This window comes from Pseudomonas sp. Z4-7 (genome assembly GCF_051131965.1).
Classification (GTDB): domain Bacteria; phylum Pseudomonadota; class Gammaproteobacteria; order Pseudomonadales; family Pseudomonadaceae; genus Aquipseudomonas.
In genome coordinates this window covers 2,040,368-2,062,275 of sequence record NZ_CP071642.1, presented here as the reverse complement: position 1 = coordinate 2,062,275, position 21,908 = coordinate 2,040,368, and the positions used below count along the sequence as shown (strand labels likewise).

Genomic DNA, 21,908 nt, shown 5'->3' with positions numbered 1-21,908 from the left:
TTGCTCCCGCTGGACTGCGCAGCAGGCCCAGGTTTTTGTATCAACACAAAATTCTTGGGGCCGCTTCGCGGCCCAGCGGGAGCAAGCTCCCTCGCCACGAAAAGCCCGGGGGTTTATTGGGTTGGCCTGCGTGTAGGACCGAACTCCCGCGTCTTGCGCCTTTGCCTACAACTACGCCAGAATCGGCCGGCTTGTGCGCCTTGGGGTTGGGCTTTACTGTGGCCCGGTCGTTGAAAAATCAGCGATCGGGTTTGGTAGCCCGGGTAAAACTAAGGCGCACAGCTCCGGCATATTTGTAATGGCGGCTGTGCGTGGGGCGCCCTCGTGGCGCGCCGGGTTTGCCTTGGTACCCGGTCTACCAACCTGCGTATAGCCGCCACCTGATGTTTGGTAGCAGAAGGGTTGCGGCTCCAATTACCAAGGAGATTCACCATGTTCAAACCAACACCCAACCCACCGGACACCGATCCAGCCACCGCCGCTCCAAGAGAAACCGATCCCGGCCAACTCTTCACCGTCATCGACGGCATCGACACCGAATCCCTGCTCGCCAACCTCAGCGAAACCCTCGCCTCGGCCAACGCCATGGTCGGTTACCTGGCCTTCGACCTGGAAGACTCACGACGCCATATTGCCCTGGGCATCCAGCAACTGATCGAACTGGGCGCACTCCTGGCAAACCGCGCGCTGGACAACGTCGACCCACGCTAGCCGCTTCAACACATCCCCCTGTGGGAGCGAGCTTGCTCGCGATAGCGGCAGGTCAGTCAACATCTGCTGGACAGACAGATCGCTATCGCGAGCAAGCTCGCTCCCACAGGGTTTCTAGGTGTTGATCCCCCCTTGTGTCAAAACAAAAGACCAGGCCTGCTGCGCAGTCCAGCGGGAGCAAGCTCCCTCGCCACGAAAAGCCTTTCTTCCGCGGGATACTACCGTGCCGCCAACTCCATGATCATTCGCGTCAGCAGATAAATCCTCGGCACCACGCTTTCGACCTCGGCATATTCCTCGGGCGTATGGATATTGCCGCCGACGATGCCAAAGCCGTCCAGCGTGGGTGTACCAACGCCGGCGGACAGGCTGGCGTCCGCCGCGCCGCCGCTGCCTTCCTCGGTCAGTTTGCGGCCCAGCTCGCCATAGATGCCCTGGGCCATGGCCATCAACCGGTCCGACTCGGCGGTCTGTGGCATGGGCGGCAAGCCGCGCTGCAGGCTGGTGGTGACTTCGGTGTCGGCGATCAGCTTGTCCTTCGAGACCCGGGCCAGGTCTTTTTCGATGCGGTCGAATTCTTCCGGCACCGCTGCGCGCACATCGGCCTTGGCGCTGGCCTGGTCGGGAATCACGTTGGTCCGGTCACCGGCCTTGAGCACGGTGAAGTTGATGGTGGTCTTCTTTTCCGCGTCGCCCAGCTTGCCCAGTTGCAGTATCTGATGCGCCGCTTCCATTGCCGCGTTACGCCCCAGTTCCGGTGCGACGCCGGCGTGGGCCGCCTTGCCCTTGACCTCCACCAGCGCGGTTGCGCTGCCCTTGCGCCACACCACCAGGCCGTCGGCCGGGCGCCCCGGTTCAAGGTTGAGGGTCACGTCATGGGCCTTGGCGGTTTTCTTGATCAGGTCGGTGGCGACGTCCGAACCGGTCTCTTCGCTGGCATCGAGCAGGAACGTGATCTGCGCGTAATTCTTGAAATCCAGGTTCTTCAGCACCTTCAGCGCGTAGATGCCCGCGACGATGCCGCCCTTGTCATCCATCACCCCCGGCCCGTAGGCGCGGCCATCCTTGATATGGAAGGGACGTTCGGCCGCCGAGCCTTCCTTGAACACCGTGTCCATATGGGCCATCAGCAGGATTTTCGCCTTGCCGGTGCCCTTGAAGGTCGCCAGGACATGGTGGGTGCCGTCCGAATTGGGCACCTTTTCGATGCTGGCGCCGAGCTTCTGCAACTCGTCGATGGCGATGTCGCCGACCTGGGTCAGCCCCGGCACATAACCGGAACCGGAGTCGATGTTCACCAGGCGTTCAAGCAGTTTCAGCGCCTCGCCCTTGTACTGCTCGGCATCGGCCAGCACCTGTTGATGAGGTTGCGCCAGGGCCGCCGGAGCGAAGGCACCAAGGGCCAGGCTCAGGCCGAGGCTGACGGCGAGACGGGAGCGACGAACGATAACGGTCATGAGTTCATCCTTGTTTCATTGGAAAGCATCATCGGGAAGGTCAACCAGCACCCTACCCGACAATGCGCCAAGGCTCTAGACCGCGGACGCCTCCAGCATCGGCCGATGTCGCTGACAGACAACCCGGTTGCGTCCGCTGGTCTTGGCTTCATAGAGCACCTGGTCGGCGTCGTCGAGCCAGGCGGTCGCATCGGCATAATCCGCCGTGAAGGCCGCCAGGCCGATACTCAGGCTCACTTTCAGCGCCGGGCCACGTTCGTAGTCCTGCGCGGTGAAGCGTTCGCGTAGCCCCTCCATCGCCTGCACCGCGCTGAGCAGCGTCAGGTCCGGCAGGATCACCCCGAACTCGTCGCCGCCATAACGCCCGACGATGTCCGTGGCCCGCAGGTTCTGCCCCAGCAGCTTGCCGAGCTGACGCAGCACGACATCACCGGCGCCATGGCCGTAGGTGTCATTGATGGCTTTGAAGTGGTCGATATCGATCAGCGCGATCACGCCATGCCCTGCCCCGTCCGGTGACTGGCGTCGGCAGTGCTGGGATGCCTCGTTGAGCCGGTCCTTCCAGGCGCCATGGTTGAGCAGGCCGGTCAGGCTGTCGGTACGGCTCAGGGCCAGCAATTCGCGTTTCTGTCGGCCCAGGGTGTGCGCCTGGCGAAAGCAGATCCAGCCCAGCGCCAGCGGGTACAGGCACAGCAACGGCAAGCAGGCGTATAGCTGCGCCGGGCTGGTCATGGGCACGCTGGCAAAGGGGAACATGAATATCCCGACGGTGATACCGGCTACCTGGGCCACAGCCCCGACCAACAGGAAACGCAGGCCGCCGATGGCCACGTTGTTCATTGCCATCATCGCCAGCGTCACGGCGGTGGGCAGCGGGTTGAATTGCATCGCGGCGACCCAGAAGCCACCGAGGAAGGCGTCGATCACCAGGTTGCGGTGCTCGGCATGGTACGGCACCGTCGAACGACGGGCCCATTGGTAGGACACGTGCGGCCAGAGCAACCCGTTGAACAGCATGAAACCCCAGACCCAGAGCGCCGGGTCGAGGGGATAGAGCGCGGCGCTCACCACCAGCAACCCCAGCGCCAGGCCGAGGATTCGGGATGTGTAGAGCCTCCTGGCCAGCGACAATCCCTTTTTTCCCGCTTTATGCATAGAGGCCTCTGCACCACCGGTCTCCCGGGGCCGGGATAGGTTTTGGGCAGTCTATCAGGGCGAGGTCAAATAGCCACTATCGATGCAGGGGTATTTATTCCGACCGATCAGCGTGGTTCCCCGCGGATTTTGGCTATACATGAAAAAGGGAAATTCGTTGGTACAGGGTCTCGATTGCCTTGTCCTGATATGGAGGCAACAACATGCTGGTGTTGTGGGTGGTCCTTGCGGTGTTCATCGCCTGGAGCTGGTTGACGTATCCGGGCATCGGCCATGTGCTGTATGACCTGGGCATGGCGCTGGAGGCGCGTCTCTACCGGCTGCACAAGATTACCGTGCCCATCAGCGAAATGACGGTGTCGACCTGGCAAGGCGGGCCCTATGAAGCGTCCGGCAGCGTGCTGATGCTGCATGGCTACAGCGCCGACAAGAACCTCTGGTTGCGCTTCGCCCGGTATTTCGTCGGCGATTACCGGGTGGTGATTCCCGACCTGGCCGGCCATGGCGAAACCGGCTTCAAGGCCGGCGGCGGTTATGACATCCCGACCCAGGCGCGGCGAGTGATCGAATTGCTCGATGCCTGTGGCCTGGACAAGGTCCATGTGATCGGCAACTCCATGGGTGGTTACCTCGCAGCCTGGCTGGCGGCAACGTCGCCTGAGCGGGTGTTGACCCTGGCGCTGATCGATCCGGCCGGTGTCACCGCCCCCGAACCCAGCGACATGGAACGCCACCTGGCCGCCGGTCACAACCCGTTCCTGGTTGATTCTCGAGCCGATTTCGCGCCGTTCTACGCCATGACCATGGCCTCGCCGCCCTGGCTGCCCAGCGTAGTGCTGGCAGCGCTGGCCGAGCGTTATGAACAGCGCCGGGAGGAATTGGCGGAGATCTTCGTCGATTTACGCGCCAGCCCACCAATGGAACCGCGCCTGGCCGACATCCGTGCCCCTTCGTTGCTACTCTGGGGGCGCAAGGACCGGTTGATCGACGTCAGCAGCGTACCGGTATGGAGCAAGGGCATCACCGACCTCAGGGTGGAAATCTGGGACGGGGTCGGGCATATGCCGATGGTTGAAAAACCGGGCAAGACTGCGGCGTTGTACCGGGATTTTCTGAAGGGGCTGGGGCAGTGAAAACAATAACAAGTACTCAAGTGAATCTACTCTGTGGGAGCGAGCTTGCTCGCGATAGCGCAGGCACATCCAGCATTGATGCAAGCTGACCCGCCGCCATCGCGAGCAAGCTCGCTCCCACAGGGGGTCCGCGCCGACTCAGAGGTATCTGACTGCCATGAACATCCTCTACGACGAGCAGCTCGACGGCCCGCTGCCGAACGTGAACAAGCAGGCCCTGCTCGACGCCATGCAGGCACGCATTCCGGACCTGGATATCCTGCACCGCGACGAAGACCTCAGGCCCTACGAATGCGATGGGCTATCTGCCTACCGGACCACGCCATTGCTGGTCGTGCTGCCGCGGCGGGTCGAGCAGGTGCAGGCCTTGCTCACGCTGTGCCATGAACAGAATGTACCGGTGGTGGCCAGGGGCGCCGGGACCGGCCTGTCCGGTGGCGCCCTGCCCCTGCAAAGCGGCGTGTTGCTGGTGATGGCGCGCTTCAACCAGATCCTGCACATCGACCCCGACGCCCGCACCGCGCGCTTGCAGCCAGGGGTGCGCAACCTGGCGATTTCCCAGGCGGCGGCTCCGTTCGGGTTGTACTACGCGCCGGACCCTTCCTCGCAGATCGCCTGCTCCATCGGCGGCAACGTCGCGGAGAACGCCGGTGGCGTGCATTGCCTGAAATACGGCCTGACGGTGCACAACCTGCTGAAGCTGGAAATCCTCACCATCGAAGGCGAACGCCTGGTGCTGGGCAGCGAGGCCCTGGACTCGCCAGGCCTGGACCTGCTGGCGTTGTTCACCGGCTCCGAAGGCCTGCTGGGGATCATCACCGAAGTCACCGTCAAGCTGTTGCCTCGCCCCCAGGTTGCCAGGGTGCTGCTGGCCAGCTTTGATTCGGTGGACAAGGCCGGACGGGCGGTGGCCGAGATCATCGCAGCCGGGATCATCCCCGGCGGCCTGGAAATGATGGACAACCTGGCGATCCGCGCCGCCGAGGATTTCATCCACGCAGGCTATCCGGTCGACGCCGAAGCGATCCTGCTGTGCGAGCTCGATGGCGTCGAGGCCGATGTCCACGATGACTGCGAACGGGTCCGCCAAGTGCTGCAACGGGCCGGCGCCACCAAGGTGCGCCTGGCCCGGGACGAGGCCGAACGCCTGCGGTTCTGGGCCGGACGCAAGAATGCGTTTCCGGCGGTAGGCCGCCTGGCGCCGGACTATTACTGCATGGACGGGACCATCCCCCGGCGGGCATTGCCCGAGGTCCTGCAGCGCATCGCCAGCCTGGGCAGCGAACACGGCCTGCGGGTCGCCAACGTGTTCCATGCCGGCGACGGCAACATGCACCCGCTGATCCTGTTCGACGCCAACCAACCGGGCGAGCTGGAGCGCGCCGAAACCCTGGGTGGGAAGATCCTCGAACTGTGCGTCCAGGTGGGCGGCAGCATCACCGGTGAACACGGCGTCGGCCGGGAGAAAATCAACCAGATGTGCACGCAGTTCAACAGCGACGAGCTGCTGCTGTTCCACGCGGTGAAAGCCGCATTCGATCCGCTTGGCCTGCTCAACCCCGGCAAGAACATACCGACCCTGAACCGCTGCGCTGAATTCGGCGCGATGCATATCCATGGCGGGCAGTTGCCGTTTCCTGAACTGGAGCGATTCTGATGACCGCGCAAGTCGACCGCGACGCCAGCGAGCTGCTGCTGGAGCAGGTCAACCGCGCCCGCGCGAGCGATACGCCGCTGCGCATCCAGGGCTCCAACAGCAAGGCTTTCCTGGGACGCCAAGTGGCCGGCGAGGTGCTGGACACCCGTGCGCATCGCGGGATCGTTGACTACGACCCCACGGAGCTGGTCATCACCGCCCGCGCCGGCACCCCCCTGCGGGAGCTGTTGGCCGCGCTGGACGCCGCCGGGCAGCGGCTGCCCTGCGAGCCGCCGGCGTTCGGCACAGACGCCACGGTGGGCGGCATGGTCGCCGCCGGATTGTCGGGGCCGCGCCGTCCGTGGGCCGGCTCGGTGCGCGACTATGTGCTCGGCACGCGGATGATCAGCGGCCACGGCCACCTGTTGCGCTTTGGCGGCGAGGTGATGAAAAACGTTGCCGGCTATGACCTTTCGCGCCTGCTGGCCGGCAGTTTCGGTTGCCTGGGGGTGATCACCGAAGTGTCCTTGAAAGTGCTGCCCAAGCCCCGCCACGGCTTGAGCATCCGCCTGGAAATGGACAGTCGCGAAGCCCTGGAAAAACTCGCCGAATGCGGCCGCCAACCCTTGCCCATCAGCGCCGCCAGCCACGACGACGATTGTCTGCGCCTGCGCCTGGAAGGCGGCGAGGGTTCGGTCAGCGCGGCCCATCAGCGCCTGGGCGGCGAAGCCATCGACGATCAATACTGGACCGAGCTGAACGAACACCGCCTGCCATTCTTCGCTGAAGACCTGCCGCTGTGGCGCCTGTCGCTGCCCAACGCTACCGGCCCGCTCGACTTGCCCGGTGCGCAACTGATCGATTGGGCGGGCGCGCAGCGCTGGCTGAAAACCGACGCCGATACGGTCCAGGCCCTGGCGCGGGAATGGGGCGGCCATGCCGTCTGCTATCGTCCTGGCGCAACCGCAACGCCGTTCCAACCGTTGGAACCGGCGCTGCTGCGCTACCACCGTCAACTCAAGGCGAAGCTTGATCCCCAGGGCCTGTTCAATCCTGGCCGAATGTACGCGGAGTTCTAGATGCAGACCCGGTTCAGTGAAAAAAGCCAACGCCTGCCTCGCGCCGAAGAGGCCGAACGGATCCTGCGCAGTTGCGTGCATTGCGGCTTCTGCAACGCCACCTGCCCCACTTATCAGTTGCTCGGCGATGAACTGGACGGCCCGCGCGGACGCATCTACCTGATCAAGCAGGTGCTCGAAGGCCAGCCGCCAACCGCCAGCACCCAACTGCACCTGGATCGTTGCCTGTCGTGCCGCAACTGCGAAACCACTTGCCCGTCCGGCGTCGATTATCACAACCTGCTGGACATCGGCCGGGCCGTGGTCGACGCGGCCGTACCCCGCCCCGCCGGCCAACGCGGCCTGCGTCTCGGCTTGCGGGGGCTGGCCACGAGTCCCGAACGATTCAAGAATCTGCTGCGCCTGGGAACGCTATTCCGCCCGCTGTTGCCGGCGAACCTGGGGGCCAAGCTGCCACGGTCGGCGGCGTCCCCCGGCACGCGGCCGGCCGTGCGGCACTCGCGCCGCGTGCTCATGCTCGAAGGTTGCGTACAGCCGGGCCTGTCGCCCAACACCAATGCGGCCGCCGCCCGGGTGCTGGACCGGCTCGGCATCAGCGTCGTTGCCAGCGCTGGAGCCGGCTGTTGCGGCGCGCTGGATTATCATCTCGACGCTCAACCCACCGGGCTGGACCGCGCCCGGCGCAACATCGATGCCTGGTGGCCGCACTTGCAAGACGGCGCCGAGGCGATCGTCCAGACCGCCAGCGGCTGCGGCGCGTTTATCAAGGACTACGGACATCTGTTGGAGCACGACCCGGTTTATGCCGCCAAGGCGAAACACGTCAGCGAACACGCGCTGGACCTGGTGCAGGTACTCGGCAACGAACCGCTGGAAGAAATTTGCGCCGCCAGGGATCAACGCATCGCCGTCCATTGCCCCTGCACCTTGCAACACGCGCAGAAACTCGGTGGCGCCGTCGAAGCCCTGCTCACACGGCTGGGCTTCAACCTCACCGAGGTGCCCGACGGCCACCTGTGCTGCGGCTCGGCCGGGACCTATTCGCTGACCCAGCCGGCGCTGGCGCGACAATTGCGGGACAACCGTCTCAACGCGCTGGAAAGCGGCCGACCGGAGCTGATCGTCACCGCCAATGTCGGCTGCCAGAGCCACCTCGACGGCGCTGGTCGCACGCCCGTGCGGCACTGGATCGAGCTGGTGGATCAGTCCCTGGCAGAATGAAGTCGTGAAGATTCTTCGTTTGCCGGCACTGGCGAAGGCTGCGATCTTTTGTCCATCTTTCCCACAGCCCTCGCCAGGAATTCCCACGATGAGCTTCGTCAGCCCCGACCTGATCCGCCAACGCTTCTCCAGGGCGATGTCCGACATGTACCGCGACGAAGTACCGCTGTACGGCGCATTGATGAACCTGGTGGAGCAAACCAACGCCCGGGTGTTGGGCAACGATCCGCAACTGGCCGAACACCTGCGCAACACCGGCGAACTGCAGCGTCTGGACCTGGAACGGCATGGCGCGATCCGCGTCGGCACCGCCGCCGAGCTGGCGATGCTGGGTCGGCTGTTCGCGGTCATGGGCATGCAGCCGGTGGGCTATTACGATCTCACGCCGGCCGGGGTGCCGGTGCACTCCACGGCGTTTCGCGCCGTGCATGAGGCCGCACTGCAGGTCAGCCCCTTCCGCGTGTTCACGTCGCTGTTGCGCCTGGAACTGATTGAAAACGCCGAGCTTCGGGCCTTTGCCGAATCGGTGCTGGGCAAACGGCAGATCTTCACTTCCGGCGCCCTTGAACTCGTCGAGTTGGCCGAACGTCAGGGCGGCCTGACCGAGCCCCAGGCCGAGGAATTCGTGCTGCAAGCGCTGGAAACCTTTCGCTGGCACCACAGCGCCACCGTCACCGCCGAACAATACCGTCAACTGAGCGCCCAGCATCGGCTGATTGCCGACGTGGTGGCGTTCAAGGGCCCGCATATCAATCACCTGACGCCGCGCACCCTGGACATCGACATTGTCCAGGCCCAGATGCCGGTGCATGGCATCACGCCCAAGGCCGTGATCGAAGGCCCGCCCCGTCGCCAGTGCCCCATCCTGCTGCGCCAGACCAGTTTCAAGGCGCTCGATGAACCCGTCGCGTTTACCGACCAACCAGAATCCCAAGGCAGCCACAGCGCCCGGTTTGGTGAAATCGAGCAACGGGGCGCGGCGCTTACGCCCAAGGGCCGGGCGCTCTACGATCAACTGCTGAACGCGGCGCGGGACGCCCTGGGCGCGTTTCCCAACGAAGCCAATGCCGAACGCTACAACGCGCTGATGGCTGAACACTTCGCCGAATTCCCTGACACCCTCGACGAGCTACGCCGACAAGCGCTGGCGTACTTTCGCTATTTCGTGACGCCAGCGGGGCTGACCGCCAAGGGCGCGATTGAACGGTCGAGCTCGCTGGAGCACTTGCTTGAGCAGCAGTACCTGCGCGCCGAACCCTTGGTGTACGAAGATTTCCTTCCGGTCAGCGCCGCCGGCATCTTCCAGTCGAACCTGGGCGATGCCGCGCAGAATCACTACGCCGGACAGTCCAATCGGCACGCCTTCGAAACGGCGCTGGGGCGGCCGACCATCGATGAACTGGGGCTGTATGCCGAGACGCAGCAGCGCTCCGTCGATGAATGTCTGCGCACGCTGGGGCTCTGAAAAACAGCGCAGGAAGGAGAAGCAGCAAGTTGCGCAAGTCCGACAGCAGCATCCGCTCGACTTACGCGCCTTGCTCCCGGCAACACGGCGCCTCGGGCGTGGGCAGATCAATGCGACGCAGCGTGCAGCCGTTTGCGTGATTTGCCGGGCGCGCAACCCGACGTCGGCTCAAAAAATAAGTTAACACCTTGATCTGGCTGTATTTTCTGGCCGATGGCACGGCTCTTGATAACGCTCAGACCGCCTCAGGACGATTCGCGTCCCGGGGCTTCTCAGTTTATCCAGGAAGGAGAGCATCCATTGGCTACCCCCGCTTACATGTCCGTCACCGGTGAAAAACAAGGCCTGATCACTGCCGGTGCGTTCACCGCCGACTCGGTTGGCAATACCTATCAGGAGGGTCACGAAGACCAGGTCATGGTGCAGGGCTTCGAGCATCAGGTGAACATCCCCCGCGACCCGCAATCGGGCCAGCCAACCGGCCAGCGCGTGCACAAACCGCTGGTCATCACCAAAGTCTTCGATAAGGCTTCGCCCCTGCTGCTGGCAGCCCTGACCAGCGGCGAACGCCTGACGAAGGTCGAAATCCAGTGGTACCGCACATCGGCTGCAGGCACCCAGGAGCACTACTACACCACCACCCTGGAGGACGCGATCATTGTCGACATGAAAGACTACATGCTTAATTGCCAGGACCCGGGCAACAGCCACTTCACCCATCTGGAGGACGTTCATTTCAGCTATCGGAAAATCACCTGGACTCACGAAGTCAGCGGCACTTCGGGCTCGGATGACTGGCGCACCCCGGTAGCCGGCTGAGTCATGCAGGTGTTCGCCCAGTGTGACGGCCTCGGCATTCCATGCACTGGTAAAGAGCCTGGCACTGGGCGAACGAAAACAATGATAGTGGAGCTTGCCGGGTCTGTCCGTGAGGCCCGCTTAAATAATTATTCACCTGGCGTGGCGAGGGAGTTTGTTTCTCGCCACCAGGGATTCAATCGCGCCGTGCGGTTTTTTGCGCATCGGTTTCCTGCGCCTCGGCATTGCCTTGCTGTTCTCGCTTGGCCGGGTCGTTCGGCCGTAGCGCGTCGTTGTCTCGCTCCACTTCGCCGGGCAGAGCCGGCTCGTCGGGGTTGTGTTGGGTCTGATCGGGACCGGGCTTCATGGTGGACTCCTTGGATGATTGTGCCATCTGCTGGCGTTTGGCTGGAGGGCGGCGAGGGCTGCCTCCAGGACCGGGTTGTCTTCTTCGCGAGCAGGCTCGCTCCCACACTGAAATGCATTTTCTGTGGCAGAGCCTGCTCGCGCTTCTGTGGGAGCGAGCCTGCTCGCGAAGGCGGCCCTCGAAGAATCAGGCGTCAGGATCGGCCACTTCCTCCGCCACATTCGCATCCGGCGAGCGCTGGTGCAGTTCCTCCGCCTTGGTCTTCAGCTCCTGCCAGCGGTCCAGGTCAATGGCTCCCTGGCCAAACAGGTCGTCGGCCAGCCGCATCAGCTCGGTGAAATGAGCGTCGGGCGACTGCTGGAAGTAGGCCTTGTCGTCGAACAGCCGCTGCCAGTCGGTCAGCGACGGAGGTTTGAGGTCATCGCTCATGAGGGGCTCCCGCGAGGCATTCATAAAGTATGAGAGGCGACGAATGTCGGGAGTTCCGGTGATTGTCAGTAGCCGGTCATTTCCAGGTAGCCGATGCCGCCACGATTGCCGCTCAGTTGCACCGGCCCTTCCCAATAAGGAATACGCAGGTTCATCCAGGCATCGGGGTTCAGCGCCTGAGTGGTGATTTCGAGCTGCCTGGCGGGAATCCTGATCGACCAGCGCACCGGCATCGAGCGTCCCGCGACCTCGGCGGTGTCCAGCGGTTCGAGGCTGATTTCGCTGGCGCCCAGAGTCGTTGCCTGGCCCTGGGCGTCGATCCAGGTGCCGGTGAGGTACGGCGCGCCCTTCTTGTGCCGCATGCGGTAGAGCATGACGTGTTCGCCATTATCCAGATGCAGGGAAAACCAGTCCCATCCGGTCTGGTTTTCGGTCAGCGGCTGGCTGCTCCATTCACGGTCGAGCCAGGCCGGACCACTGACCTGATAGCGCTGGCCATCGATTTCCAGCTGACCGTTGGCCTGGAAGAAGGGTTGGCTGTAGTAATACGACGCCTGGCCCTGCGCGGATTTCTGGCTGAAACCCTGGTCGCCTTGCAGGACCAAGGGGCGTGTCGAGGTGAGCTGCAGCTCATAGCCGAAACGTGCATCCCGCGCCTTGAGCTGCATCGCCGCCAGGGGATCGGTGCCCGCGCTTCGGGTGGTCAATTGCCAATCGTCGATCCAGGCATCGAACGGGGTCGTGCGCACTCCGGCCTGCCCCACTCCGCCGCGGGCATAACGTTCGGCGGCGTGATGGACGGTCGCGGAAGTGACCGCGGCGTGGCCGAGCCAGATAGTCTGGTTACGCCAGCCGCTGGCCTGGGGCGCGGCATCCTGGCTGCTGCGGAACAGCGTCCACTGCACACCGAAATCCCGGCCTTCGGCGTCCTTGAGATTGGCGGTGATGTACCACCACTCGATCCGAAACCCGTCATGGGCACCATGATCGGCCGGAAAACTGAATACGCGCCCGGGCACCACAGGCGTAAATGCAACGGCCTGGTTGCCGAGGCCGGCGAAACCTTTTTCCGGCGCCGACGAGTCGTCGCAGCCGCCGAGCAAGGCCAGCAGCATCAGGCCGATTCTAATTTTCATGGGCGAAGGTCCTGAGCAGATCCGCCGGTTGCGTGCGGTACAGCGCGTACAGCGGCCACGCCGACGCCAGCAGCGTGGCGAACATTGCCAAGCCCAGCAGCTGCGCCAATTGCACCGGGAATACCCGCAACGGCAGGCGCCAGCCAAAAGCCTGCACGTTGATCACGGCGTCCAGGCACCAGGCCAGGGCGATGCCCAGCGGCACGGCCAGCATCAGGGTCAGCAGCGCCAGCAGCCAGGTCTGGCCGAGGTTGAGCAGCATCAGTTGCCGACGCGTTACCCCCACTGCCCACAACGGCGCCAACTGACCGAGACGGCTCTGGCTCTGGGTCAGCAGGCTGATGAACAACGCCACCCCGGCGACCGCCAGGGTCAGGCTGTTCAGCGCCGCGGTGGCGGCAAAGGTGCGTTCGAATACCTGGGTCGACCAACCCTTGAGGCGAGCCTGGTCGACGATGTGACTGTCGTCCAGGCTGAACCGGCTTTGCAACGCCGCCAGCAATGGCCCGATGGCGGCCGGCTCGATGCGCAGGTTGAAGCGATTCGGCGTCAATTGCGGCCAGTGCGCCAGCAGGTGATCGGCGTTGATCAGCACATGCCCCTTGGGATTACCGTAATCGGCATAAATCCCGACAACCCGCGGCGTCCACGGCCCTTGTGGGGTCGGCAGGGTCAACCGGTCGCCAACATTCACTTTCAGGCGCCGGGCCAGTTGTTCGCTGAGCATCAGCGTGTCGGCGCCGGCCAGTTGGTCCCAGGCCTGGTCACCGGCCGACTCCAGCAAGGGCCAGTGCAGGCGATAGGAAGGGTGATCGACGATGCCGTAGATATCCGTCGGCCAGCCTTGCAGAGGGACCGATACCTGCCAGTTCGGCAGCACGGCGCTGATACTCGGTTGTTGCTTGAGCCATTCGTACAATTTACCTGCCTGGGCCGGGGTCTGTGGGTTGATGTACAGCTCGGCGGTGAGCCGCTGTTCGAGCCAGTCGCTGAAGGTCTGGCGGAAACCGGCGGTCATGCTGCCAGCGCCGATATTCGCCGCCAGCGCCAGCAACAACGCCATCAGCGCCAGGCTCAACGTCGGCAACTGTTGGCGGCAATCGGCGAGGAACCATTGGCCGAGCACGGAACGGTTGCCGCGCAACAACCGGTTCAACACAGCGTTGAGCAGCACCGGTAGCGCCAGCGCCGCGCCCAGCAACAACGCAGTCATCAGGACAAATCCGCTCGCCAGGCTGTCGCCCCAGACCAGCGCCGCCACCGCGATCAGCGCGGCCATCAGTGCCACCCCGCCCTGGCGCCGCAACCACCGCGCGTGTGCCTGGTGCCAGGCCTGGGGATTGGCCAACGCCAGCAAGGGCAGGCGCGCCGCCCGCAACAGGCTTTGGCCCCCGGCCAGCAACGCACCGAGCAGGCCCAGGCCCACGCCGCCGAGCCACCACCAAAGGCTGAGGTGCAATTGCCCGGGCACTTCGGCGCCGTACAGACCGCGCAGGCTCGCCGCGACATCAGGCAATAGCAGGCTCGCCAGCCAGTAACCGCTGAGCACCCCGGCAACCCCGCCGAGCAAGGCCAGCGCGCCCAACTCCAGCGCCAGGCTGGCGACCAGTACCCGCGCACTGACGCCACAGGCGCGCAAGGTTCGCAGCAGGCTGCGCCGTTGTTCCAGAGCCAGGCCGATGGCGGCGTGGACGATGAACAGTCCCACCACGAATGACAGGAACCCGAGTGCGTCGAGGTTCAAATGAAAGCTCTCGGTCAGGCGCGTCAAGTTGTTCTCCTCGTCCGCGCGCTTGAATTGCAACAGGCCGTTGAATGCCTCGGGCAAGGGCGCGGTGAACGTGGCCGGTAACAACATTCGCGAGACCTGCTCCGGCAATCCCAGGAGCTGCTGGGCGAAACCGATGTCCATCAACAGCATGCCTGGCGCCATGTCCGGCTGTACGTGCAGCGGCGGCAAGGCCTGGCCGTCGGCGCTGCGGGGCCGGTCGCCCACCTTCAGCCCGAGGGCCCGCAACGTCTGCGGGGCGATCCAGGTACGACCGGGCCCGGTGAAGAAGTCCACCACCTCGGCAATCTCCCGCGCTTGCCCCGCCACGGCCGAACCCGGCGGCAGCGACACCGGGTCGATGCCCATCAATTGCAGGCGCTGGTCTTCATGCCCCGCAAGCGTCAGCCGACCCTGCAACACCGGCGATACGGGCCAACCCTGACGCCGCAGGTCGACAAACCATTGCTGTGGGAACGAGCCCCCGCCGGGAGCGCTGAGGCTGGCCTGGGGTTCGCCGCCGATCAGCTGGCTGGCCCGGGCGTAGCTGTCCCGGGCCTGGCTGTTCAAGGCCTGCACGCCAGTGAGCAGGCTGGTGGCCAGCCAAAGCCCGGTCAACACACTGAAAAATTGCACTGGGTGCCGACGCCAGTGACTGAGCAGGGCCTTGAGGGTCTGGCGAAAGATCATCACGCCGGGCCCGCTTGCGCCAGGCGCCCGCCTTGCAATACCACGCGATGCGCCAGGCGCGCCGCCACCCGCTGGCTGTGGGTAACCATCAACAGACTGGTCGGGCTGCCATCGAGCAATTCCAGGAGCAGTTTCAGCACCTCGTCGCTGGTGGCTTCGTCGAGGCTGCCGGTTGGCTCATCGGCCAGCAACAACGGCGGCCGTGAAGCCAGCGCCCTGCCCAGGGCTACCCGTTGTTGTTGACCACCGGAAAGCTGCTCGGGATAACGCCGCAACAGCTCCGACAACCCGAGCCGCTGCACCAGATGCGCTTGCCACGTAGCGTCGAAACGACCGCACAGGCGCGCCTGGAATGCGAGATTGTCTTCCACCGCAAGGCTGCTGATGAGGTTGAACTGCTGGAACACCAGGCCGATCTCGGTGCGCCGCCAATTCGCCAACTGGCTTTCGCTCATGTCTTCGAGCCGGTGCCCCGCGCTGTGGATGCTGCCCCGATCAACCTTGTCGAGGCCAGCGACCAGATGCAGCAAGGTGCTCTTGCCGCTGCCGGATTCCCCCATCAGCGCCAGGCTGCTGCCGGGAGGCAGCGTCAAGTCGATACCTTGCAGCACCGCCAGGGGGCCTTGGGGCGTGGTGTAGCTTTTGAAGACGTTTCGGACCTCAAGCATGGGCAACTCGGCTGATCGACAAGGGCATCAGGATAGCGGAGGTTGCGCTGTGCGCAGAGTTCCAAAAACATGTGATGCGGGTTTGTTTGTAATAGCGGCAAGCCAAGGGGAATTGCAAGCTGACCGGACGCCATCGCGAGCAAGCTCGCTCCCACAGGGTTAGTCCAGTGAATCCAGAATCTGACTCAACACAAATCAAATGTGGGAGCGAGCTTGCTCGCGATAGCGATGCACCAGTCGCCACCAAAGCCACTGATGCAGCGCCCCCGAGGATTCAGGTTTCCCACCCGCCAGTTCAGTGCCCCACCGCCATTTCACCCTGGACCGGTTTCGGCGTAACGATGTTGCTCAGGTCAATATGCTTCCACGCCGGCTTGGCCCCCAGTCGCGCGTTAAAACGGTAGTTGAAGGTGAAGTCGTCTTCGGTCGGCTGGTCGAGGGATTTTCCATACAGGGCCGTGACCTCGGCCGATTCATAGCCCATCAACCGCAGCAGCGTCGGGAAGATGTTGTAGTGGCTGGAGCGGTCCTTGTTCTGCGCCCAGGCGCTGCGCCAATCGAGGGTCTGCAACCGGCTTCCCTGGATCACCAGCAACGGCACCAGCCCTTCTTCTTCCACCGGATCTCCGCCGCAATGGGTGTTGAGGCCGGGGTTGCCGCGCTCGTGCAGATCCTGGCCATGATCGGAGGTATAGATCAACACCGCATTGTCGAGATTGCCCTCTCGGAACAGGCGTTGGAAAAATTCTCCGACGCTCCACAGCAAGGTGTTCTGGTAAGCATTGCGATACAGCACCCAATCATTCGCTTCGCCACTGAAGCCGTCGCGCCGGCCGGTGTCGGCCACCTCCTCGAACTGCCCTCGCGGCAAGGCCGGACGGTAGGTCATGAAAGCATCGGGGTATTTGTCGTGGACCGGGAAATGCGCGCCGACTTTGTTGACCACCACCAGCTCGGCCCGGTCGTTGCCCATCAGCTCGATCAGTTTCGCCGCAGCCGCCATGTCACGGTCGCGCACACGGACCTGGTCGAACTGGACAAATTCGTCGATGTCCTGCTGTTCCCGCTCTGTCATCAGGTTCTGCCGCTTGCCGCCGGTGTTCTGGCCGTCGATATAGACGGTGCGCAACCCGGCGTTGCGGGCGTACTGCCAGATCGACGGCTGGGTGCTGTTGATGCGCATGTAGTCGCCACGGGTGCCGCCATAGCGCAGGGTAACGTTGGTATCCGCGCTGCAATTGGCGATCGAGGCGGCGTAGCCGTAATTGACGATTTCCACGCCGGGAGGGGGCGTCTTGAGGCCGGTGGCGACGCCGGACGACGTGTTGATATCAAGATAATTCCCGCCAATGCTTTCGTCGATGATCAGCACGATATCGTGCCCGATTGCCGCTGTTTGCCGCACGAGACTGACTGGCGCCCGTGGGCCCACGGTGTTGTGCACGGCTTCATAGATGAAGAGATTCAGATAGGCCAGCGGCGTGTACATGATCGGCAAACCGCGCGCGCCCTCGCCTGCCCGTACGAACAGCACGCCACTGAGCAGCAGCACGCCGAGCAGGGGCGCGGTGATCGCGACGTAACCGGGCAACGGCAGATGACGCCGGGGCTTCAGGCCGATCCCCAGCAGCAGCAACAAGCCCCCCGCAACCGCACTGATGATCACCTCGCGGTACTGATAAGCCGCCTCCTGGATGAACCCGCCGGAATAGACCATCGACACGAACTGGCTGTAGGTCAGGTAGCTGTCGGTTACGCGCGTGTAGACCTCGAAGAACACCGCCGAGGCAAACATCGCCAGGGCAAACAGATGCCGCACCAATGCCTGGCGAATGTACGCGGTCATCCACAGAGCCAGCACCAGCGCAACGAACATCGCGCCGAACAGCAGCGTTGCCAAGCCAAAACCCAGCGCCGAAAGACGGTCGAGATAATAGTCATGCGCCCTGAGCAGGTACAGCAGCAGTAGCAGTTCCTTGAGGTATCGCGCCATGTTTTTCCCAGCGTTACGAGGAGGTTGAAAACGGCTTGGTTTCTGCACACTAGCAGCGGGTTTGCAAAGCGCAAGAAAGTCGATCAACGGCTACAGCGTCAAAAAAAAGTTAGCTCAAAAATGACACCTAATAACCGCTAAAAATATAAAAATCTATGGATGGATACCGTTCATCGGCTACTTAAACACCTTTGAAGCCCTTTAAAAACGGCACTTTTCCAATTCGGTCAAGGACTTGATATCAAAAAGCCCTACTCTTTCGAGTTTGCCAACAGTGACAACTGTCATTTTGCTGACACGCTTTTCTGAGGCTGCGCTATACCCCTCTAAACAGTTTCATCCGAGTTACATCAACGGGTCTGCGAGGCGCGCCAAGAATGGACGTGAGCGTATTTGGAACGGGGTACGTTGGGCTGATTCAAGCGGCGGCGCTGGCAGACGTCGGACATCGCGTCCTGTGTGTCGATATCGATCCGAACAAGATCCGGCAACTGCAACAGGCGGTACCGCCCATCAGCGAGCCGGGACTGTCCGGGTTGCTCGAAGACAACATCAAGGCCGGGCGCCTGTCGTTCAGTTGCCAGGCCAGTGATGCGGTCAACCATGGCGAGCTGATCTTCATCGCCGTGGGCACGCCCGCCGATGAAGATGGCTCGGCGGACCTCAGCCATGTCCTGGCCGTGACCCGGCAGATCGCCGACTTCATGGACAGCGACCGCACCCTGATCATCAAGTCGACCGTGCCGGTCGGCACGGCTGACAAGGTCGCCGAATGCGCCCGCCAGGCGTTGGCCCGTCGCGGCCTGCAACAACTGAATGTGCGCGTGGTGTCCAACCCGGAGTTCCTCAAGGAAGGCAGCGCACTGGCCGATTGCATGCGCCCGGACCGGATCATCGTCGGCACCGTCGACGCCCTGGCCCGCGACCAGATGAGCGAGCTTTATGCGCCTTTCTGCCGTAACCACGAAAAACTGATGTTCATGGACAACCGCAGCGCGGAACTGACCAAGTACGCCGCCAACGCCATGCTCGCCACGCGCATCAGTTTCATGAACGAACTGGCCAACCTCACCGAACACCTGGGCGCCGACATCGAGGCCGTGCGCAAGGGCATCGGCTCGGACCCGCGCATCGGCTACCACTTCATCTATCCCGGCTGCGGCTTTGGCGGCTCGTGCTTTCCCAAGGACCTGCGCGCCCTGCTGCACACCGCCGAACAAAGCGGCATGCCACTGCGCCTGCTGCGCAGCGTCACCGATGTGAACGACAGCCAGCGGCACATTCTTTTCGAAAAACTCACGCTGCAATTCCCCGACGGCCTGGCCGGCAAGTCGATTGCCATCTGGGGCCTGGCATTCAAACCGAACACCGACGACATGCGCGAAGCGCCCAGCCGCTACCTGATGGAGGCACTCTGGCGCGAAGGCGCCCGCGTTCAGGCCTACGACCCGGAAGCCATGTCCGAATGCCGGCGCCTCTATGGCTATCGCAAGGACCTGAACCTTTGCGCTACCCGCGACGACACGCTGGAAGATGCCGACGCCCTGGTGATCTGCACCGAGTGGAAGAATTTTCGCGTGGTCGATTTCGACCTGCTCGCCAGCAAGTTGCGCGCGCGGGTCATCATCGATGGCCGCAACCTGTACAACCCGGAACACCTGGCCGCCGCCGGACTGCTGTATCGCGGCATCGGGCTGCGCCACACCGTGCCCGCTCAGGGGCCACAAGCGTGAACATCCTGGTGACCGGCGCGGCCGGTTTCATCGGCGCCCATTGCGTGCTGCGACTGCTGCGCGATGGCCATGACGTGTGCGGGCTGGACAACTTCAACGACTACTACGACCCGCAACTCAAGCACGACCGCGTGGCCTGGGTCAAAGACCAGGCCGGCGACTTCCACCTGGCGCGCATCGACCTGACCGACGCATCGGCCCTCGATCAACTGTTCCAGTCCCATCGCCCCGACGTGGTGATTCATCTGGCAGCCCAGGCCGGCGTGCGTTATTCGCTGGAAAACCCGCGGGCTTATGTCGACAGTAATCTCAGCGGGTTCCTGAACATTCTGGAGAGCTGCCGCCGCCATCCGGTCAGGCACCTGATCTACGCCTCTTCCAGTTCGGTGTACGGCGCCAACCAGCGCACGCCGTATTCGGTACAGGACGGCGTCGACCATCCGTTGTCGTTGTACGCGGCCACCAAAAAGGCCAATGAACTGATGGCCCACAGCTACAGCCATCTGTTCGGCATCCCCTGCACCGGCCTGCGTTTCTTTACCGTCTATGGCCCCTGGGGCCGGCCGGACATGTCGCCGATCCAGTTCGCCCGGGCCATTGCCGAAGGCCAGGTGCTGAAGCTGTTCAACCATGGCGAGCACGAGCGCGACTTCACCTGCATCGACGACATCATCGAGAGCATCGCCCGGCTGATCGAGCGCCCACCTCATGCAAACCCGGACTGGAATCGCCACCAGCCGGACCCGGCCACCAGCCTGGCGCCGTGGCGCGTCTTCAACATTGGCGGACAGCATCCGGTGACGCTGCGGGCCTACGTGGCGCTGCTGGAAAAACACTTGGGCCGGAGCGCGCGAGTCGAGCTGCTGCCCCTGCAACCGGGCGATGTGCTGAACACCTGCGCCGATGCCAGCGACCTGGCCCGGGCCACCGGTTTCCAGCCTTGCATCGAACTGGATGAAGGCCTCGGCCGTTTCATCGACTGGTTCCTCGATTACTACGCACCGCCCACCGCCCACGCACCGCTTGCGACAGAACGCTTGCGGCCCAACCTCAACGGAGGAGTCTATGACCCGACATGAGCAAGCCATCCCGACCCGGACCCTCGGACGTGACAAACGAGTCGACCCCGAGCACCGCAGGCGCCTGGACGCGGCTATCCACCGCCAGGGTCGTGGCTGGATGACTGGCCGCGACGGCGGCCGGCCCTGGACCGTCTCGCGCACCAACCGGATGGTGGCCTGCCTCGGCGCATTGGCCCTGTTGCTGATGCTCAGTCCGCTGCTGCTGGGCCTGGCACTGCTGGTGAGGTTCTCCAGCCCTGGCCCGGTGCTGTTCGTGCAGAAACGCACCGGCTATCGCGGCCGCGTTTTCGGCATGTACAAGTTCCGCACCATGGTCGCCGACGCCGAGGCCTTGAAAGAATCGCTGCGCCACCTCAACAAGCACGGCGCCGACGCCATCGACTTCAAGATCGACAACGATCCGCGCATCACCCCCATCGGCCGGTTCCTGCGCCGCAGCAGCCTCGATGAACTGCCGAACCTGATCAACGTCGTGACCGGCGACATGCGCCTGGTGGGCCCGCGGCCGACCTCGTTCAACGCCTACCGCTACAAGGACAACCATTTGGTGCGCCTGAGCATCTACCCCGGCCTCACCGGCCTCTGGCAGATCTCCGGACGCAGCAATATCGACTTCGACCAGCGCGTGGAACTGGACCTCAGCTATATCGCCGAGCAGAGCCTTTTGCTGGATTTGAAGATCCTGATCATCACCCCCTTCAAAGTCTTCAGCGGCCACGGAGCGAGTTAAATGGACGGTTCAACGAATATCCTGACCATAGCAAGCCCGAGCGAGACCAACCTGACCTCGACCGTGCTCGACCCTTCCTTGCGGATCCTGCTCCTGACGGCGGCGAATATCGGCACCGGCACGAGCACCAGCGCCATGGCGCTGGCCGCCCAGTTGGCGCAGATGAGCAGCGGCCGTGTGCTGCTGGTGGACGCCAGCCGGTCGCCGCGCAACCTCAGTCAGCAGCTGTCGCTGCAAAAAGAGCGCGGCTTCAGCGACCTGCTGTTCAACAGCCTTTCTCCGCCGCTGTTGCAGGACTGCGTGGTGCAGGTTTCCAGCCTGCCCTTCGACGTGCTGCCCAACGGTCGCCTGGGCCATAACGCCGAGCGCCTGAGCCCCGAGCGACTGCGCCCGCTGTTCAGGCAACTGGCCGCGCAGTACCGCTTCGTGGTGATCGACGCCGACGCGGTGTATTCGGCCACCGACACCCTGGTCATGGGCACTCAGGTGGACGGCGTGGTGCTGGTGGTGCGCGGCGAGGACACCCGCTGGGAAGTCGCCCAGGCCGCCCGACAACGCTTGGCCCAGGCCGGCGCGAAGGTGGTCGGCAGCGTCTTCAATCGCCGCAAGTACTACATGCCCAAGTGGCTCTACAACAACCTGTAAGCCTGCAAAAGG

The 21,908-nt window shown here is 63.6% G+C and carries 19 protein-coding genes; 11 read left to right on the top strand and 8 right to left on the bottom strand.

Translation table 11 applies throughout. The features are described from left to right. The first annotated feature begins 432 nt into the window (after positions 1-432). On the top strand, positions 433-711 hold the full coding sequence (locus J3P91_RS09270) for a DUF6124 family protein (RefSeq protein ID WP_434603563.1): 279 nt from the start codon (positions 433-435) through the stop codon (positions 709-711). Between the two features lie 218 nt (positions 712-929). Here the strand turns inward: J3P91_RS09270 and J3P91_RS09265 are convergent, their stop codons facing one another. Both J3P91_RS09265 and J3P91_RS09260 read right to left on the bottom strand, forming a co-directional pair. Continuing rightward, complete coding sequence (locus J3P91_RS09265) at positions 930-2,168, bottom strand: M20/M25/M40 family metallo-hydrolase (protein ID WP_434569101.1); 1,239 nt, start codon at positions 2,166-2,168, stop codon at positions 930-932. Positions 2,169-2,243: 75 nt separating this feature from the next. After that, positions 2,244-3,323 carry a diguanylate cyclase gene (locus tag J3P91_RS09260; RefSeq protein WP_434603561.1) on the bottom strand — a complete coding sequence of 360 codons (1,080 nt, stop codon included), beginning with the start codon at positions 3,321-3,323 and terminating at the stop codon, positions 2,244-2,246. Positions 3,324-3,526: 203 nt separating this feature from the next. Here J3P91_RS09260 and J3P91_RS09255 point away from each other — a divergent pair, with 203 nt between their 5' ends. From J3P91_RS09255 to J3P91_RS09230, 6 genes are all read left to right on the top strand, one after another. After that, positions 3,527-4,456 carry an alpha/beta fold hydrolase gene (locus J3P91_RS09255; RefSeq protein ID WP_434569103.1) on the top strand — a complete coding sequence of 310 codons (930 nt, stop codon included), beginning with the start codon at positions 3,527-3,529 and terminating at the stop codon, positions 4,454-4,456. 157 nt (positions 4,457-4,613) lie between these two features. Further along, positions 4,614-6,113 (top strand): glycolate oxidase subunit GlcD, encoded by a 1,500-nt coding sequence (gene glcD, locus J3P91_RS09250; RefSeq protein WP_434603559.1) that lies wholly within the window; start codon positions 4,614-4,616, stop codon positions 6,111-6,113. Further along, complete coding sequence (glcE, locus tag J3P91_RS09245; protein WP_434603557.1) at positions 6,113-7,171, top strand: glycolate oxidase subunit GlcE; 1,059 nt, start codon at positions 6,113-6,115, stop codon at positions 7,169-7,171. The genes glcD and glcE overlap by 1 nt, the downstream gene beginning before the upstream one ends. Next, complete coding sequence (gene glcF / locus J3P91_RS09240) at positions 7,172-8,392, top strand: glycolate oxidase subunit GlcF (RefSeq protein ID WP_434603555.1); 1,221 nt, start codon at positions 7,172-7,174, stop codon at positions 8,390-8,392. An 88-nt stretch (positions 8,393-8,480) separates the two neighbouring features. After that, positions 8,481-9,857, top strand: coding sequence for a 2-oxoadipate dioxygenase/decarboxylase HglS (gene hglS, locus J3P91_RS09235; protein WP_434603553.1), 1,377 nt, complete (start codon positions 8,481-8,483; stop codon positions 9,855-9,857). Between the two features lie 300 nt (positions 9,858-10,157). Beyond that, entirely contained in the window at positions 10,158-10,676 is a 519-nt protein-coding gene (locus J3P91_RS09230; RefSeq protein ID WP_434569108.1) for an Hcp family type VI secretion system effector, read from the top strand. 175 nt (positions 10,677-10,851) lie between these two features. Here J3P91_RS09230 and J3P91_RS09225 read toward each other — a convergent pair whose 3' ends face one another. From J3P91_RS09225 to J3P91_RS09200, 6 genes are all read right to left on the bottom strand, one after another. After that, the gene (locus J3P91_RS09225) at positions 10,852-11,022 is read right to left on the bottom strand and encodes a hypothetical protein (RefSeq protein WP_434569109.1); all 171 of its coding nucleotides are present in this window, start codon (positions 11,020-11,022) and stop codon (positions 10,852-10,854) included. Between the two features lie 186 nt (positions 11,023-11,208). Continuing rightward, positions 11,209-11,451, bottom strand: coding sequence for a hypothetical protein (locus tag J3P91_RS09220; protein ID WP_434603551.1), 243 nt, complete (start codon positions 11,449-11,451; stop codon positions 11,209-11,211). Between the two features lie 65 nt (positions 11,452-11,516). Then, positions 11,517-12,587, bottom strand: coding sequence for a lipocalin-like domain-containing protein (locus J3P91_RS09215; protein WP_434603549.1), 1,071 nt, complete (start codon positions 12,585-12,587; stop codon positions 11,517-11,519). Then, the gene (locus J3P91_RS09210) at positions 12,577-15,048 is read right to left on the bottom strand and encodes an FtsX-like permease family protein (protein WP_434603547.1); all 2,472 of its coding nucleotides are present in this window, start codon (positions 15,046-15,048) and stop codon (positions 12,577-12,579) included. Before J3P91_RS09210 ends, J3P91_RS09215 begins: the two co-directional genes overlap by 11 nt. Then, positions 15,045-15,713 carry an ABC transporter ATP-binding protein gene (locus J3P91_RS09205; RefSeq protein ID WP_434569113.1) on the bottom strand — a complete coding sequence of 223 codons (669 nt, stop codon included), beginning with the start codon at positions 15,711-15,713 and terminating at the stop codon, positions 15,045-15,047. Before J3P91_RS09205 ends, J3P91_RS09210 begins: the two co-directional genes overlap by 4 nt. Before the next feature lie 295 nt (positions 15,714-16,008). Then, the gene (locus tag J3P91_RS09200) at positions 16,009-17,706 is read right to left on the bottom strand and encodes a sulfatase-like hydrolase/transferase (RefSeq protein WP_434603545.1); all 1,698 of its coding nucleotides are present in this window, start codon (positions 17,704-17,706) and stop codon (positions 16,009-16,011) included. Positions 17,707-18,083: 377 nt separating this feature from the next. Here J3P91_RS09200 and J3P91_RS09195 point away from each other — a divergent pair, with 377 nt between their 5' ends. Genes J3P91_RS09195 through J3P91_RS09180 form a run of 4 tightly spaced genes read left to right on the top strand, consistent with a single transcriptional unit; the run spans position 18,084 to position 21,896 of the window. Beyond that, positions 18,084-19,439 carry a UDP-glucose dehydrogenase family protein gene (locus J3P91_RS09195; RefSeq protein ID WP_434603543.1) on the top strand — a complete coding sequence of 452 codons (1,356 nt, stop codon included), beginning with the start codon at positions 18,084-18,086 and terminating at the stop codon, positions 19,437-19,439. Further along, positions 19,436-20,518 (top strand): NAD-dependent epimerase, encoded by a 1,083-nt coding sequence (locus J3P91_RS09190; protein WP_434603541.1) that lies wholly within the window; start codon positions 19,436-19,438, stop codon positions 20,516-20,518. Before J3P91_RS09195 ends, J3P91_RS09190 begins: the two co-directional genes overlap by 4 nt. Further along, positions 20,505-21,251, top strand: a complete 747-nt coding sequence (locus tag J3P91_RS09185) for a sugar transferase (RefSeq protein ID WP_434603539.1) — start codon at positions 20,505-20,507, stop codon at positions 21,249-21,251. Before J3P91_RS09190 ends, J3P91_RS09185 begins: the two co-directional genes overlap by 14 nt. Next, entirely contained in the window at positions 21,252-21,896 is a 645-nt protein-coding gene (locus tag J3P91_RS09180) for a CpsD/CapB family tyrosine-protein kinase (RefSeq protein WP_434569118.1), read from the top strand. Positions 21,897-21,908 lie beyond the last annotated feature (12 nt).

Bases quoted from the DNA above. Each gene is read 5' to 3' on its own strand.
- J3P91_RS09270 (WP_434603563.1), top strand. From the start codon at position 433: ATGTTCAAACCAACACCCAACCCACCGGACACCGATCCAGCCACCGCC.
- J3P91_RS09265 (WP_434569101.1), bottom strand. From the start codon at position 2,168: ATGACCGTTATCGTTCGTCGCTCCCGTCTCGCCGTCAGCCTCGGCCTG.
- J3P91_RS09260 (WP_434603561.1), bottom strand. From the start codon at position 3,323: ATGCATAAAGCGGGAAAAAAGGGATTGTCGCTGGCCAGGAGGCTCTAC.
- J3P91_RS09255 (WP_434569103.1), top strand. From the start codon at position 3,527: ATGCTGGTGTTGTGGGTGGTCCTTGCGGTGTTCATCGCCTGGAGCTGG.
- glcD (WP_434603559.1), top strand. From the start codon at position 4,614: ATGAACATCCTCTACGACGAGCAGCTCGACGGCCCGCTGCCGAACGTG.
- glcE (WP_434603557.1), top strand. From the start codon at position 6,113: ATGACCGCGCAAGTCGACCGCGACGCCAGCGAGCTGCTGCTGGAGCAG.
- glcF (WP_434603555.1), top strand. From the start codon at position 7,172: ATGCAGACCCGGTTCAGTGAAAAAAGCCAACGCCTGCCTCGCGCCGAA.
- hglS (WP_434603553.1), top strand. From the start codon at position 8,481: ATGAGCTTCGTCAGCCCCGACCTGATCCGCCAACGCTTCTCCAGGGCG.
- J3P91_RS09225 (WP_434569109.1), bottom strand. From the start codon at position 11,022: ATGAAGCCCGGTCCCGATCAGACCCAACACAACCCCGACGAGCCGGCT.
- J3P91_RS09220 (WP_434603551.1), bottom strand. From the start codon at position 11,451: ATGAGCGATGACCTCAAACCTCCGTCGCTGACCGACTGGCAGCGGCTG.
- J3P91_RS09215 (WP_434603549.1), bottom strand. From the start codon at position 12,587: ATGAAAATTAGAATCGGCCTGATGCTGCTGGCCTTGCTCGGCGGCTGC.
- J3P91_RS09205 (WP_434569113.1), bottom strand. From the start codon at position 15,713: ATGCTTGAGGTCCGAAACGTCTTCAAAAGCTACACCACGCCCCAAGGC.
- J3P91_RS09200 (WP_434603545.1), bottom strand. From the start codon at position 17,706: ATGGCGCGATACCTCAAGGAACTGCTACTGCTGCTGTACCTGCTCAGG.
- J3P91_RS09195 (WP_434603543.1), top strand. From the start codon at position 18,084: ATGGACGTGAGCGTATTTGGAACGGGGTACGTTGGGCTGATTCAAGCG.
- J3P91_RS09185 (WP_434603539.1), top strand. From the start codon at position 20,505: ATGACCCGACATGAGCAAGCCATCCCGACCCGGACCCTCGGACGTGAC.
- J3P91_RS09180 (WP_434569118.1), top strand. From the start codon at position 21,252: ATGGACGGTTCAACGAATATCCTGACCATAGCAAGCCCGAGCGAGACC.